This is a genomic window from Aminobacter sp. NyZ550, assembly GCF_025628925.2.
GTDB classification, from domain to species: Bacteria; Pseudomonadota; Alphaproteobacteria; order Rhizobiales; family Rhizobiaceae; genus Aminobacter; species Aminobacter ciceronei.
The window spans coordinates 1146452-1160525 of sequence record NZ_CP114190.1; the positions used below are offsets into that span (position 1 = coordinate 1146452).

Below are 14074 nucleotides of genomic sequence, written 5' to 3' on the forward strand. Positions count from 1 at the left end.
TTTCAGTTCGTTGAACACTTGAAGAAGGTGGGGTCTTTCCATCGATTTGGCAAGTGCGACCATGGCACTAGACCATTGGTACGACATCATGCTGCGAGACAGTGCTTTTCCTGGAACACCTCGCGTGCGGCGAACAGGCCGTTGAGGGCCGCCGGAAAGCCGGCATAGACCGCCATCTGCATGATGGTCTCGACGATCTCGTCGCGGCTCAAACCGACATTCAGTCCCGCCTGGATATGCACCTTGAGCTGCGGCGCAGCATTGCCGAGCGCGGTCAGGGCGGCGATCGTTGCGATCTCGCGCGACCTCAAGTCGAGGCCGGGGCGTGAATAGATGTCGCCGAACGGAAACTCGATGATGTAGCGGGCGAAATCGGGGGCAATGTCGGCGAGAGAATCGACGACCTTCCGGCCGCCTTCGCCGTCGATGTCAGAGAGTGCGCGCGTGCCGCGCTCGAAGCGGCTTTCGTTGTTGTTGTCCATTGGTCTCGATCCTTTGTTCTGCATCGGCGTAGCCCGATATCTTGGCGTCGAGAACGAGGAGGTTGGCCTGAAGATCGGCGACATTGGCCAGGACCTTGTCGCGGTGCCTTTCCAGCAGGAGGCGACGCTCGGCTTCGCTAGCCTCACCCTGCTGGCGAAGCCGGGCATAACGCAGCATCTCGCGGATCGGCATGCCGGTGGACTTGAGCCGGCCGAGGAACTCGATCCAGGTGAGGATCGAGGCGTCATAGTCGCGTTGCCCCGAGGCGTCCTTGTCGGCCACGGGCAACAGCCCGATCTGCTCGTAGTAGCGGATCGTGTAAGCGGTCAAACCGCTGCGCCTGGCAAGCTCACCGATCTTCATCATCAACCTTGTCTCGTTACGACGCTCGCGATGCTAGGTGTTCGAGCGCACTCTAAGTCAAGGCCTGTCCTTCATGCCTGCCGGGCGCGGGCGCTTTGCCTGCTCAGTCGGCGCGTCCGGCGCGCGTGTCGAGCCCGCGACCCGGCCGCCAGACAGCGTCAGGCTTGGTCCACAGCACCGGGTCGACGATCAGCTTGGCGAGTTCGCGCGCCTGCAGATCAAGGAAGCGCTCGCCCTTCTCGGCCGTGCCCTTGGCCGGAACGCCCCATGTGCCGGTATTGGGCGCGCGCTCGGAGAACGAGTAGAAGCGATGGGCACCATGCGGCGCCTCGTTCTTGCCGGCCTCGTTGGTGAAGGCCAACTCGAATTTGTCCGGTTTCACCGTGTCGGGCGAGATCGCCAGCATCACTGACGCCTCGCCTTCGCAGGCATGCTTTGGACCGTTGTCGGTCTCGAACAATGCTGCCGTCTCCGCCGGCGCCAGCATCCAGGGCGTGGTGTAGACGATCGGCATGGCGAACTCGACGGCAAGCTCGCGTGTCGACATCGCCAGCGGGTCGATGTTGCCGCCATGGCCGTTGACGATCAGCAAGCGGGCAAAGCCGATAGCCTTCAGCGACCGGACGATCGATTTCAGCACATGGAAATAGGCGGTGTAGTCGAGGCTGATCGTGCCGCCGAACGGCAGATGGTGTTCGCTCATGCCAAGCCAGAGGCCGGGCAGCACGGCGAGAGGCACCTCATCGGCGACCAGGCGCGCGGCGCGCCGGGCGGCGGCCTCGGCGCTGGCCGTGTCGGTAATGACAGGCAGATGCGGGCCATGCTGCTCCAGTGAGCCGACCGGCAGGATCGCCATGGCGTTGCCGCTCGCGGCGATCTCGCGCAGGTCCGGCGCGGTCATGCGCGCCCACTCAACTTCTCGTGCCATCTGGCAGCTCCTCTCAGGAATTTTCGTATAGGAAAATTCTTTTTCTGATGCGAGGAGTTGTCAATAGGAGACTTCGAGCAGTCATTGGACCAGCGGTCCGTGCATCGCCGAAGCAAAAACCCCCGCATCGGTGATGCGGGGGTTGGAGGTTCATCAGGCCCGCTTGTTCTGGCGGTTGGCGACGAGGTCGTCGACGACGGCCGGATCGGCCAGCGTCGAGGTATCGCCGAGCGCGCCGAAATCGTCCTCGGCGATCTTGCGCAGGATGCGGCGCATGATCTTGCCCGAGCGGGTCTTGGGCAGGCCCGGCGCAAACTGGATCTTGTCGGGCGAAGCGATGGCGCCGATCTCCTTGCGGACATGGGCGACGAGCTCCTTGCGCAGGTCCTCGGTCGCCTCGATGCCCGACATCAGCGTGACATAGCTGTAGATGCCCTGGCCCTTGATATCGTGCGGGTAACCGACGACGGCGGCTTCCGAAACCTTGTCGTGGCTGACCAGCGCCGACTCGACCTCTGCGGTGCCCATGCGGTGACCCGAGACGTTGATGACGTCGTCGACTCGGCCGGTGATCCAGTAGTAGCCGTCGGCGTCACGGCGGCAGCCGTCACCGGTGAAATACTTGCCCTTGTAGGTGGCGAAATAGGTCTGGATGAAGCGTTCGTGGTCGCCATAGACGGTGCGCATCTGACCCGGCCAGGAATCGGTGATGCAGAGATTGCCGTCGGCGGCACCCTCGAGCACATTGCCTTCGTTGTCGACGAGCTCCGGCTTGACGCCGAAGAACGGCCGCGTCGCCGAGCCCGGCTTGAGGTCGGTTGCACCAGGCAGCGGCGTGATCAGGATGCCGCCGGTCTCGGTCTGCCACCAGGTGTCGACGATCGGCACCTTCTTGTCGCCGACGACGTTGTAATACCACTCCCAGGCTTCCGGATTGATCGGCTCGCCGACCGAACCCAGAACGCGCAGGCTCTTGCGCGAAGCCTTCTTCACATGCTCGTCGCCGGCGCCCATCAAAGCGCGGATGGCGGTGGGTGCGGTGTAGAAGATGTTGACCTTGTGCTTGTCGACGACGTCCCAGAAGCGCGAGGCGCTGGGGTAATTGGGCACGCCCTCGAACATCAGCGTGGTGGCGCCGTTGGCGAGCGGGCCATAGACGATGTAGCTGTGGCCGGTGACCCAGCCGACATCGGCCGTGCACCAGTAGATGTCGCCGTCATGGTAGTCGAAGACATATTGGTGGGTCATCGAGGCGTAGACGAGATAGCCGCCGGTGGTGTGCAGCACGCCCTTGGGCTTGCCGGTCGAACCCGAGGTGTAGAGGATGAACAACGGATCCTCGGCCTTCATCTTCTCGGGCTTGCATTCGGCTTTCACCGAGCGGACCTCGTCGTGGTACCAGTGGTCGCGGCCGGGCGCCCAGCCGACCTTGCCGCCGGTGCGGCGCACCACCAGCACGTCCTTGACCATGACATGATGCTTGGCGGCAATGTCGATTGCCTTGTCGGTGTTTTCCTTGAGCGGGATCGCCTTGCCGCCACGCAGGCCCTCATCAGCGGTGATGACGAAGGTCGATTCGCAGTCGACGATGCGTCCGGCCAGCGCATCGGGCGAGAAGCCGCCGAAGACAATCGAATGGATGGCGCCGATGCGGGTGCAGGCCAGCATCGCATAGGCAGCCTCGGGGATCATCGGCATGTAGATGGTGACGCGGTCGCCCTTCTTGACGCCGTGCTTCTTCATCACGTTGGCGAGGCGGCAGACATGCTCGTAGAGCTCGTTGTAGGTGATCTTCTTGTCGTCGTAAGGGTTGTCGCCTTCCCAGATGATGGCGGTCTGGTTGCCGCGCTTCTTCAGGTGGCGGTCGATGCAATTGTAGGAGACGTTGGTCAGGCCGTCCTCGAACCACTTGATCGACACCTTGCCGTCGAAGGAGGTGTTCTTGACCTTGGTGTAGGGCTTGAACCAGTCGATGCGCTTGCCGTGCTTGCCCCAGAACTTGTCGGGGTTCTTGACGCTCTCGCCATACCATTTCAGGTAGGTATCGTTGTCGATCAGCGCATTCTTCTTCCACGCCGGCTGAACGCGGTGGACACGGACTTCGGACATTTCTCTCCCTTCCTCCCGGAAACGATCCGACGGCTCCTTGCGGCCGGCGGACGGCGGCGTTGGAGCCGCGTTGGCGCGCATTATTAGCAATTCGCGCCGCCTCACAATATTAGACCTTGGATTTGGCTGTGGTCTTTCCGTAGCGGCAAATCGCCGCCGCTATATAGCTATCAGCAATGGCTGAGGTCGAGTGCTAAAGTGCTGATTTCTTGGAACTATCATATGCGCATTCCGTTGTTTTAGCAGACGGTTAACCATCGCGGCGCAGACTTTGGCCGTGGAGGAGCTGTTCGATACGGAAGGCCAGCATGCGCGACGCTTCTGAACTGGAACTGATGCTCAAGGGCTACGGCCTGACCACGGCCGAAATCCTCTATCACCTGCCCGACCACCCACATGTGCTGCAGACATTCATCTGGCAGGACTACGACCTGGCGCCGAAATTTCCCGTCCTGTTCGGCTTCATCGAGTTCTGGCGGACAAAGCTCGAAGGCCCGCTGCACTCGGTGCACTACACCCACCGCAAGCTGATCGCGCCCAACGAATGGCGCAAGGTCGACGGCGAGTTCGTGCTGCTGCACTGAGCCTTCCCGTCGGTTCGCCTATCTCATTGATCGACAGCGATTTTTCACGCGATGACGGTCGCCTGCGCAAGGTTCTGGCACAAATCAATTGCGGCTTTTGCGGCGCTGGGCCGATTGCAGGACGCTCCCCGGGCCGCTATCCCGCCCTCCAGAGTTCCCGTCGAATCCTTGAGATCGGCGGGTATAAGGGAGAACTACGATGAACATGAAGATCCTTGCGGGCGTCTCGCTCGCCGCGCTGATGGCCTTCGGCTCCACCGCGCATGCCGACATCACCATCGGCCTCGTCGCCCCGCTGACCGGTCCGGTCGCCGCCTATGGCGACCAGGTCAAGAACGGCGCCCAGGCTGCCGTCGATGTCATCAATGAAAAGGGTGGCATCCTCGGCGAGAAGATCGTGCTGAAGCTCGCCGACGATGCCGGCGATCCAAAGCAGGGCGTCTCGGCTGCCAACCTGCTGGTTGGCGAAGGCGTGAAATATGTCGTTGGCCCGGTGACTTCGGGCGTTGCGATCCCGGCTTCGGACGTTTTTGCCGAAAACGGCATCCTGATGGTGACGCCGACGGCAACCGCGCCGGACCTGACCGCACGCGGCCTGACCAACGTGCTGCGCACCTGCGGCCGTGACGACCAGCAGGCCGAAGTTGCCGCTGCCTACGTGCTCAAGAACATGAAGGACAAGCGCGTCGCCGTGATCGACGACAAGGGCACCTACGGCAAGGGCCTGGCCGAAGCCTTCAAGAAGGCGATCAATGCCGGCGGTCTGACCGAAGTGCAGCAGAACTCGCTCAACCCGGGCGAAAAGGACCTTTCGGCACTGATCACCCGTCTCAAGGCCGACAATGCCGAAGTCATCTACTTCGGCGGCTATCACCCCGAGGGTGGCCTTCTGGCGCGCCAGCTGAAGGACGGTGGCGTCAACGCCGTCATCATCGGCGGCGAAGGCCTGTCGAACACCGAGTTCTGGGCGATCGGCAACGAAGCCGCTGCCGGCACGCTGTTCACCAATGCGACCGACGCACTGAAGAACCCGGCCTCGGCCGAGGCGGTCAAGGTTCTGACCGACAAGGGCATTCCCGCCGAGGCGTTCACCCTCAACGCCTATGCTGCCGTCGAGGTGCTGAAGGCCGGCATCGAAAAGGCCGGCAAGGCCGACGACGCCGCAGCTGTTGCCGCCGCGCTCAAGTCGGGCGAGCCGATCTCCACCGCCATCGGCAATCTGACTTATGGCGAAACCGGCGACCTGACTTCGCCGAGCTTCTCGCTGTTCAAGTGGGAAGGCGGCAAGATCGTCGCCGCGGAGTAACTTCCGGGCTAAGGCTTGTTGAGATTCAGGATTCCCATATTGAGCGGATTGTGATTCACACTTTGGATGGATCGCTTTGTTTTGACGGACGCCCAATGGGCAAAGATGGAACCTCATTGTTTGGGCAAGCCGACGGACCCTGGGCGCAGTGGGAGCGACAACCGCCGCTTCATCGAAGCGGTGCTGTGGATCGCGCGAACGGGTAGCCCCTGGCGCGATCTTCCGGCCTTTTTCGGAAACTGGAACACGGCCTTCAAACGCTATCGGGATTGGTTGAAAGCTGATGTTTTCATCAGGCTCTTCGAGGTCTGCTCGGACGAACCGGATATGGAATATGCGATGGTCGATGCCACCATTGTGAAGGTCCATCGTCACGGCCAGGGTGCAAAAGGGGGACTACGCGGCAGGCCATAGGTCGATCCAAGGGGGGCATGACGACCAAGATCCTCGCCCTTACAGACGCGCTTGGCAATCTGGTCCGCTTCGAACTCATGCCCGGCCATCGCTTCGATACGGTCGGCGTGGCGCCGCTGATCGAGGGCATCAACTTTGGCGGGCTGATCGCCGACAAGGCCTTCGACAGCAATCACATAATCACCGATCTCAATGAGCGCGGCGCCAAGATCGTCGTCTCCCAGCACCCAAGGCGCACAAAGCCGCTGCCGCTCGACAAGGAACTCTACAAGTGGCGCCACCTCATCGAAAACTTCTTCTGCAAGCTCAAGGAATTCAAGCGCATCGCCATGCGCGCAGACAAAACCGACCAGAGCTTCGCCGCTATGATCTATCTCGTTGCCGCCGTCATCAACTCTCGATGAATCTCAACAAGCCTTAGGCAGAAACGAAAAGGCCGGGATGCAGCAGATCCCGGCCTTTTGTTTTCGTGGCTGCTGGCATCTCAGCGGGTGCCGAAGATCGCCGAGCCGACCCGCACGCTGGTGGCGCCGAATGCAATCGCAAGTTCGTAGTCGCCCGACATGCCCATCGAAAGCTTCGCGACATCGGCTTCGCGCGCCAGTTTTTCCAGTAGGGCAAAATGCGGGCCGGGGTTTTCGTCAGCCGGCGGGATGCACATCAGGCCTTCGATGGCGAGGTTGTGGACCTCGCGGCAGCGCTTGACGAAGGCGACCGCTTCGCGTGGCTCGATGCCGGCCTTTTGCGGTTCGGAGCCGGTGTTGACTTGGACGTAGAGGTTCGGCGACCGGCCCTGCTTCTCGATTTCCCGGGCGAGTTCGGCGGCAATCTTCTCGCGGTCGACAGTCTCGATGACGTCGAACAGGGCGACCGCCTCCTTGGCCTTGTTGGATTGCAGCGGGCCGATCAGATGAAGCTCGATGTCGGAAATCTCCGCCTTCAGCTGCGGCCACTTGCCTTGCGCTTCCTGGACGCGGTTTTCGCCGAAGACGCGCTGTCCGGCCTCGATGACGGGGCGGATGTGCTCGGCATCGAAGGTCTTGGAGACCGCCACCAGCACTGTCGAGCCCTCTGGCCTGTTGGCCTCGCGCTCGGCCGCACCTATCTTATGCTTCACCAGAGTGAGCTGTTCGACCGACTTTTCCATGCCGCTGGCCCTGCTGCTTTTTGCCCGCCCCCGGCTTGCCGGTGTTGACGGGTCCGGGAATCCATGATGAACACCCGGCAACGATTTCCTGAACCGCGGGTTTTCGCCCCGGTCCATGCACGCTTTTAAGTGAAAAACATCCGATGGCAACCGAACGATACAATCCGCGCGCGTCCGAACCCAAATGGCAGAAGGCCTGGGGCGAGGCAAAGCTCTTCGAGACCGAGAACGACGATCCCCGGCCGAAATACTACGTGCTGGAGATGTTCCCCTATCCGTCGGGGCGCATCCATGTCGGCCACGTTCGCAACTACGCGATGGGCGACGTCGTCGCGCGTTTCCGCCGCGCCATGGGCTACAACGTGCTGCATCCGATGGGCTGGGATGCTTTTGGCATGCCGGCGGAAAACGCTGCGATGAAGAACAAGGTCCATCCCAAGGATTGGACCTACCAGAACATCGCGACGATGCGGACGCAGCTGAAGTCGATGGGCCTGTCGCTCGACTGGAGCCGTGAGTTCGCCACCTGCGACGTCGACTATTACCACCGCCAGCAGATGCTGTTCATCGACTTCGTCGAGAAGGGCCTGGTGACGCGCAAATCCTCCAAGGTCAACTGGGACCCGGAGGACATGACCGTGCTCGCCAACGAGCAGGTCATCGACGGACGCGGCTGGCGTTCGGGCGCGCTGGTCGAACAGCGTGAGCTGACGCAGTGGTTCTTCAAGATCACCGACTTCGCGCAGGATCTGTCGGACGCGCTCGATGGCCTCGACGAGTGGCCCGAGAAGGTCAAGCTGATGCAGCGCAACTGGATCGGCCGCTCGGAAGGCCTGCTGATCCGCTGGCCGCTGGCGGCCGGTACGGCACCCGCCGGCGAGAACGAGCTTGAGGTCTACACGACGCGTCCGGACACGATCTTCGGCGCCTCCTTCATGGCGATCTCGGCCGACCATCCGCTGGCCAGGAAGGCCGCCGAGAGCAAGCCTGAGCTCGCCGCCTTCATGGACGACGTGCGCCGCATGGGTACGTCGGTTGCAGCGCTTGAAACGGCCGAGAAGAAGGGCATGGACACCGGCATCCGCGTCGTCCATCCGTTCGACCCGAGCTGGACGCTGCCGGTCTATGTCGCCAATTTCGTGCTGATGGACTACGGTACGGGCGCCATCTTCGGCTGCCCTTCGGGCGACCAGCGCGACCTCGATTTCGCCAACAAGTATGGCCTGCCGGTGGTTCCTGTCGTGATGCCGGAGGGCGGCGATGCCGCGACCTTCCAGATCACCGAGGAGGCCTATACCGACGATGGCGTGATGATCAATTCGCGCTTCCTCGACGGCATGAAGCCGGAGGCGGCGTTCAACGACGTTGCCACCCGTCTCGAGCAGATCTCGATCGGCAATCGCCCGATGGGCGAGCGCAAGGTGCAGTTCCGCCTGCGCGACTGGGGCATTTCGCGCCAGCGCTACTGGGGCTGCCCGATCCCGATGATCCACTGCGAGGATTGCGGTGTCGTGCCGGTGCCGAAGGCCGACCTGCCGGTCAGGCTGCCCGACGACGTCGAGTTCGACCGTCCGGGCAATCCGCTCGACCGTCACCCGACCTGGCGCCACGTCAACTGCCCGCAATGCGGCAAGGCGGCACGCCGCGAGACCGACACGATGGACACGTTTGTCGATTCGTCATGGTATTTCGCGCGCTTTACCGCACCTTGGGAAAACGAACCGACCGATCCGAAGGCCGCCAATGAGTGGCTGCCGGTCGATCAGTATATCGGCGGCATCGAGCATGCGATCCTGCACTTGCTCTATTCGCGCTTCTTCACCCGCGCGATGAGCAAGGCCGGCCACCTCGACCTGTCCGAACCGTTCAAGGGCCTGTTCACGCAAGGCATGGTCGTGCACGAGACCTACCGTCTCGGCAGCGGTCCCAACGGCGAATGGGTTTCGCCGAGCGACGTCAGGATCGAGGAGACCGACGGCAAGCGGCGCGCGACGCTGATTGCCACCGGCGAGCCGGTGGAGATCGGCTCGATCGAGAAGATGTCGAAGTCGAAGAAGAACGTTGTCGACCCCGACGACATCATCGCGAGCTATGGCGCCGACACTGCGCGCTGGTTCGTGCTCAGCGATTCGCCGCCCGAACGTGACGTGGTGTGGACCGAGGCCGGCGTCGAGGGCGCGCATCGTTTCGTGCAACGCGTCTGGCGCCTGGTGTCCGAATCGGCCGAGGCGTTGGCCAAGGCGGAAGCCAGGGCAGCCGGCGAAGGCGATGCGGCGGCCGTCTCGAAGGCGGCGCACAAGGCGCTGAAGTCGGTCGGCGAGGACATCGGCAAGCTCGCCTTCAACAAGGCCGTTGCGCGCATCTACGAGCTGACCAACACGCTGCAGGGGCCGCTTGCCGACGCTGCCGCCGGCAAGGCTTCGGCCGAGATGGTCTCGGCGCTGCGCGAGGCTGTCGACATCCTGATCGTGATGATCGCCCCGATGATGCCGCATCTGGCCGAAGAGTGCTGGGCAGCGCTGCAGGGCGAGGGCCTGGTTGCCGATCGTCCGTGGCCAAAGTTCGATGCAGCACTCGTCGTCGACAACGAAATCACCTATCCGGTCCAGATCAACGGCAAGAAAAGAGCTGATTTGACAATCGCCCGCGACGCAGATCAATTGACCGTCGAAAAAGCGGCGCTGGCACTGGAAGCAGTGCAGAAGGCGCTGGATGGGAAGTCGCCGCGCAAGGTGATTGTTGTGCCGCAGAGGATCGTCAATGTCGTTGCCTGAGGCGCGGAATTCTGCCCGTTCGTTGCGTGTTGCTGCGCGTCTGGCTTTGCTTGCCACGCTTGCACTGGCATCTGCCTGCACCGTGCGTCCGCTTTATTCGGACGGTCCGGCACAGGCGGGTGCCGAGGCCGGCACGGCGACACAACTGGCCTCGATCAACATCAAGCCGGTCAACACCCGCTACGGCCAGGAAGTCCGCAACCACCTGATCTTCATGTTCAATGGTGGTGCCGGGCAGCAGGCGGCAGCGCCTTACACGATGGACCTGGCGGTGACCGCGCTGAGCGAATCGGCGCTGCTCGCCGCCGTGACCACCAAGGACGACGAGCCCACCACCGGCACGATGACCCTGACCGGCACCTATATCATCACCGACATCAAGACCGGCAAGCGTATCGCTTCGGGCAAACGCAACGTCTCGGCGTCGTTCGACCGGCCGCGCCAGGAGTTCGCCACGCTGCGGGCGCAGCGTGATGCCGAAAACCGTGCGGCGCGCGAACTGGCCGAACTGCTCAGGCTGGCCATCGCCCAGGACATGTCCAAGGGCTGACGCCCGCTTCAAAGGGATCGGGCGATGCGGCTGACATCCTTTTCAGCCGCAGGCTATCGATCGCTGCGATCGATCCGGCTCGACATCGGCCAAGTCTCGATTTTCGTCGGCGAGAACGGTGTCGGCAAGTCCAACCTCTATCGGGCGCTGCAACTCATCAAGGCGTCGGCCGAGGGAACCCTCGCACGTGAAATCGCCGGCGAGGGTGGCATGAACTCAGCCCTATGGTCGGGCACTCGCCGCATCGGGCAGCCGGCCCGCGTGATCATCGACGCTCAATTCGTCGATGACGAGACGGCCGTGTGCTATGCCTACAAGGTCGAGATCGGTCTGCCGCCGCCGCTGTCGGCGGGTTTCGCCTTTGAACCGCACGTCAAGGAAGAGAGCCTGACCATCGAGGCAGGACGTCGACCGGTCGAGATGATGTCGCGCAAGGGGCAGGCCATTTTTGCCCGCGACGGAGACGGTCGCCGGGTCGAACACCCCGAACGTGTCCTGAACTCAGAGACCGCGCTGGCTCTGCTCGGCGGCGCTGGCCGCTATCCCGAGGTTGGCGACATGCGCGCCGCCGTTGCCGGTTGGCGATTCTATCACGGCTTCCGCACGGACGCAGATTCGCCGGTGCGGCGGGCAGCACTTGCAACGACGTCGCCCATGCTCGACGAGGACGGCGCCAATCTGGCGGCCGTCTTTGCAACGCTGAGGCATATCCGCGAGGACACCGTCGATCTCGACCGCTGTATCGCCGATGCGCTTGGCGGTGCACAACTCGACGTGCCCGTGCCGGGAGAAACCGCGACATTCGGGCTGGTGTTGCCCGAATTCCCGCAGCGTGTGTTCAGGCCGCAGGAACTGTCGGACGGCCAGACCCGCTTCCTGGCGCTGGCGGGTGCGCTTTTGTCCTACAGACTACCGAAACTCATTGCGCTCAACGAGCCCGAGTCGAGCCTGCATCCGCGCATGATGCCGGCACTCGCCGACATGGTCGCGCGGGCCGCCGAGTGCACGCAGGTGTGGGTGGTGACACATTCGCGCGAGCTTGCCGACCTGATCCGAGACCGCACCGGGTCGCGGGCGCTGACGGTGGTGCGCAATGAAGGTGCGACGACGATCGAAGGCATGCGCGCGACAGGGCAGATGCCCGACGACGATTGATGCCGGCTCAGGCACGCGCAACGCGCCGCTTCACCAACGTCCAGCCGAGCGTCATCCCGGCGGCGGCGATCAGGATCGCTGCGGCGCCGAGCAGCTGCAGCGGCTGCAGACGATGGCCAAAGGCCAGGAAGTCGGCCAGGATCGCAACGACTGGATAGATGAAGGACAGCGCCCCCACGAGGTTCGTCGGCAGCTTCTGGATCGCGCCGTAGAGCAGGATGTACATCACGCCGGTATGGACGACGCCGACCGCGACAAGCAGCGTCCAGGTCTTCGCGTCGACCGGAAGCGCGGCGAAGTTGGCGAAGGGCGCGAGCATGAGGATGCCGACGGTCACCTGGATCAGCGCGATCAGATGCGGCGGCACACCCTTGAGCTTCTTGGTGATGATCGCGGCGATGGCGTAGAAGAAGGCAGCACCCAGCGCCAACAGGATGCCGGAGAGATAGTCGGTGCCGACGGCGCCGGCGTCCGGCTTGGACTGGACGATCAAAAGCATGCCGCCAAAGGCGATGCCGAGCCAGCTCAGCTTGGTCAGCGTCAGCCGCTCGCCGAACAACGTTGCCCCGAGCGCCACCAGGATGAAGGGCTGGGTGTTGTAGATGGCGGTCGCGATCGAGATCGAGGCGCGCGGGAAGGCCGCGAACAGCAGGATCCAGTTCAAGACGATGGCGACACCGCCGGCCGCGGCCCAGGCAATCTGGCGGCGCGTCATCACCTCGGGCCGGAACAGGCCGAGTGCGGCGCAGACGATCAAAAGGGTGATGGCGCCGAAGGCGCAGCGCCAGAACACCACATCCATCACCGGCTGGCCGGACAGGACGACGAACAGCCCGATCGTTCCCGAAATCACCATGGCGGCGGTCATTTCGACGGTTCCGCGCATCTTGTCCGACATGTCCCTGCTCCTTGTTAGGCTGGGCACATTCTGCGCGGTAGCAGGGCGGAAAAACATGGCATTGAAGAGACGCTTTCTCGGTTTTCCCTGATAATGTAAGGTTGATAATTGATTTTGCCTTTGAGGTGAAAAATGCTTGATGACATCGACCGGCGCATGGTCGAAACCCTGGTCGAGGACGCCAGGATTTCCCTGAAGGAACTGGCCCAGAGGGTCGGGCTGTCGTCCCCGAGCGCATCGGAACGGCTGAAGCGGCTGGAGGAGCGTGGCGTCATCCGCGGCTTCACTGTCGATGTCGACCCGGCGGCGCTTGGCTACACGCTGCAGGCCATCGTCCGCATCCGGCCGCTGCCGGGCAAGCTGCACGTGGTGCAGGACCTGATCCAGCAGATCCCGCAATTCTCCGAATGCGACAAGGTGACTGGCGACGACTGCTTTGTCGGGCGGCTGCACATCCGCTCCATCGACGAGCTCGACACGATCCTTGACCGCATCGCCGACAAGGCGGAAACCAGCAGCTCGATCGTCAAGGCGCAGCCGGTCAAGCGCAGGCTGCCTCCGCTTCTCTGAGCAGCAGACACAAAAAAGCCGGCGCTGATGGCGCCGGCTTTGGTCGTTCTGGCTGGAAGATCAGCCGATCTTCTGGCCGGTCTTGGCCCAGTCGGCCAGGAACATCTCGAGGCCCTTGTCGGTCAGCGGGTGCTTGACCAGTGCCTTCAGCGTTGCCGGTGGGATGGTGGCGACGTCGGCGCCGATCAGGGCGGCGCGCTTGACGTGCTCCGTCGAGCGGATCGAAGCGGCCAGGATCTCGGTGTCGAAGCCGTAATTGTCATAGATGTGGCGGATCTCGGCGATCAGCTCCATGCCGTCGACGGCCATGTCGTCGAGACGGCCGATGAAGGGCGAAATGAAGGTGGCACCGGCCTTGGCGGCGAGCAGGGCCTGGTTGGCGGAGAAGCACAGCGTGACGTTGACCATGCGGCCCTCCGAGGTCAGCGCGCGGCAGGCCTTGAGCCCGTCCAGCGTCAGCGGCACCTTTATGCAGATGTTGTCGGCGATCTTCGACAGCACCGCCGCTTCCTTCATCATCTCGGCATATTCGGTGGCAGCGACTTCGGCCGAGACCGGGCCTTCGACGATGTCACAGATTTCCTTGGTCACTTCGGCGATGTTGCGGCCGGATTTGAGGATCAGCGACGGATTGGTGGTGACGCCGTCGAGAAGGCCGAGCTCGTTGAGCTCGCGGATGTCCTTCACGTCGGCGGTGTCGACGAAAAACTTCATAACTGTCTCCTTGGTGATGGAAGGGTGCCTCAGGCACACCGCACATGTCGGCCTTTGCTCTAAACCAAGTTCGGGGCAA

At 62.9% G+C, this 14074-nt stretch carries 13 protein-coding genes and 1 pseudogene; 7 read left to right on the forward strand and 7 right to left on the reverse strand.

The features are described from left to right. Positions 1–86: 86 nt before the first annotated feature. From N7E70_RS05650 to acs, 4 genes are all read right to left on the reverse strand, one after another. The gene (locus N7E70_RS05650) at positions 87–482 is read right to left on the reverse strand and encodes a carboxymuconolactone decarboxylase family protein (RefSeq protein ID WP_263005766.1); all 396 of its coding nucleotides are present in this window, start codon (positions 480–482) and stop codon (positions 87–89) included. Next, a complete protein-coding gene (locus N7E70_RS05655; protein WP_154386241.1) occupies positions 430–846 on the reverse strand; it encodes a MerR family transcriptional regulator in 417 nt (138 codons plus the stop codon). The genes N7E70_RS05650 and N7E70_RS05655 overlap by 53 nt, the downstream gene beginning before the upstream one ends. A 103-nt stretch (positions 847–949) precedes the next feature. Beyond that, a complete protein-coding gene (locus tag N7E70_RS05660; RefSeq protein ID WP_263005767.1) occupies positions 950–1774 on the reverse strand; it encodes a creatininase family protein in 825 nt (274 codons plus the stop codon). A gap of 153 nt (positions 1775–1927) precedes the next feature. Further along, positions 1928–3883, reverse strand: coding sequence for an acetate--CoA ligase (gene acs, locus N7E70_RS05665; protein ID WP_182576179.1), 1956 nt, complete (start codon positions 3881–3883; stop codon positions 1928–1930). A 308-nt stretch (positions 3884–4191) separates the two neighbouring features. On the opposite strand from acs, the gene N7E70_RS05670 reads away from it, so the two are divergent. From N7E70_RS05670 to N7E70_RS05680, 3 genes and pseudogenes are all read left to right on the forward strand, one after another. Beyond that, entirely contained in the window at positions 4192–4467 is a 276-nt protein-coding gene (locus N7E70_RS05670; RefSeq protein WP_067956529.1) for an usg protein, read from the forward strand. 205 nt (positions 4468–4672) lie between these two features. Beyond that, complete coding sequence (locus tag N7E70_RS05675) at positions 4673–5773, forward strand: branched-chain amino acid ABC transporter substrate-binding protein (RefSeq protein WP_371746553.1); 1101 nt, start codon at positions 4673–4675, stop codon at positions 5771–5773. A gap of 105 nt (positions 5774–5878) precedes the next feature. Then, a pseudogene (locus N7E70_RS05680) lies at positions 5879–6591 on the forward strand (IS5 family transposase). 80 nt (positions 6592–6671) lie between these two features. Here N7E70_RS05680 and N7E70_RS05685 read toward each other — a convergent pair. After that, positions 6672–7334 (reverse strand): YggS family pyridoxal phosphate-dependent enzyme, encoded by a 663-nt coding sequence (locus N7E70_RS05685; RefSeq protein WP_067956533.1) that lies wholly within the window; start codon positions 7332–7334, stop codon positions 6672–6674. A 143-nt stretch (positions 7335–7477) separates the two neighbouring features. On the opposite strand from N7E70_RS05685, the gene leuS reads away from it, so the two are divergent. The 3 genes from leuS to N7E70_RS05700 are packed head-to-tail and all read left to right on the forward strand — an operon-like array spanning position 7478 to position 11813. Then, entirely contained in the window at positions 7478–10108 is a 2631-nt protein-coding gene (gene leuS, locus N7E70_RS05690) for a leucine--tRNA ligase (RefSeq protein WP_263005768.1), read from the forward strand. Then, positions 10095–10658 (forward strand): LPS assembly lipoprotein LptE, encoded by a 564-nt coding sequence (lptE, locus tag N7E70_RS05695; RefSeq protein ID WP_067956537.1) that lies wholly within the window; start codon positions 10095–10097, stop codon positions 10656–10658. The genes leuS and lptE overlap by 14 nt, the downstream gene beginning before the upstream one ends. A gap of 24 nt (positions 10659–10682) precedes the next feature. Further along, entirely contained in the window at positions 10683–11813 is a 1131-nt protein-coding gene (locus tag N7E70_RS05700) for an AAA family ATPase (protein WP_263005769.1), read from the forward strand. 7 nt (positions 11814–11820) lie between these two features. On the opposite strand, the gene N7E70_RS05705 is transcribed toward N7E70_RS05700, so the two are convergent. After that, positions 11821–12711 (reverse strand): DMT family transporter, encoded by an 891-nt coding sequence (locus N7E70_RS05705; RefSeq protein WP_263005770.1) that lies wholly within the window; start codon positions 12709–12711, stop codon positions 11821–11823. 132 nt (positions 12712–12843) lie between these two features. On the opposite strand from N7E70_RS05705, the gene N7E70_RS05710 reads away from it, so the two are divergent. Then, positions 12844–13281: an Lrp/AsnC family transcriptional regulator gene (locus tag N7E70_RS05710; protein WP_067956542.1), complete on the forward strand. Its 438-nt coding sequence runs from the start codon at positions 12844–12846 to the stop codon at positions 13279–13281. Positions 13282–13341: 60 nt separating this feature from the next. Here N7E70_RS05710 and fsa read toward each other — a convergent pair whose 3' ends face one another. Further along, positions 13342–13995, reverse strand: a complete 654-nt coding sequence (gene fsa, locus N7E70_RS05715) for a fructose-6-phosphate aldolase (protein WP_067956544.1) — start codon at positions 13993–13995, stop codon at positions 13342–13344. Positions 13996–14074 lie beyond the last annotated feature (79 nt).